This is a genomic window from Pseudomonas sp. 10S5 (assembly GCF_035019745.1).
Lineage (GTDB): Bacteria > Pseudomonadota > Gammaproteobacteria > Pseudomonadales > Pseudomonadaceae > Aquipseudomonas.
Genome location: NZ_JASJVL010000048.1, coordinates 1 through 548, shown reverse-complemented (window position 1 = coordinate 548; position 548 = coordinate 1). Strand labels below are relative to the sequence as shown.

Genomic DNA, 548 nt, shown 5'->3' with positions numbered 1-548 from the left:
ACATACCCACATTTTTAAAGAACGATTAAAACGATTAAACTTTCTAATCAAAGATCAGAAATCAACACTCACCATCGTCGATGGAGTGCTCATTTCTAAGCTTTACGTCGCGTCAGTACTCAAGCAGTAAGTGGTGGAGCCAAACGGGATCGAACCGTTGACCTCCTGCGTGCAAGGCAGGCGCTCTCCCAGCTGAGCTATGGCCCCGTATTTCTACAGGCGTTTCCCACACAAATTGGTGGGTCTGGGCAGATTCGAACTGCCGACCTCACCCTTATCAGGGGTGCGCTCTAACCAACTGAGCTACAGACCCGATCTCGGGTACCCGAACTGCCGACCTCACCCTGCTCTTTACCTCAAAGCCTGGAGTGCGCTCTAACCAACCGAGCTGCAGACCAAATCTCGGGTGCTGACTAATCGTCTTTTTCAATGAATCAAGCAATTCGTGTGGGAACTTGTGAAGAAGCTGAGGTCTTCGATTAAGGAGGTGATCCAGCCGCAGGTTCCCCTACGGCTACCTTGTTACGACTTCACCCCAGTCATGAATC

Annotated in this window: 2 tRNA genes and 1 rRNA gene; all 3 read right to left on the bottom strand. The window is 50.5% G+C overall.

Annotation, left to right across the window (positions count from 1 at the left end):
• Positions 1–131: 131 nt before the first annotated feature.
• Positions 132–207 (bottom strand) — tRNA-Ala (locus QN378_RS23325).
• 29 nt (positions 208–236) lie between these two features.
• Positions 237–313: transfer RNA gene (locus QN378_RS23320), tRNA-Ile, on the bottom strand.
• Positions 314–480: 167 nt separating this feature from the next.
• A 16S ribosomal RNA gene (locus tag QN378_RS23315) occupies positions 481–548 on the bottom strand; the annotation flags it as partial.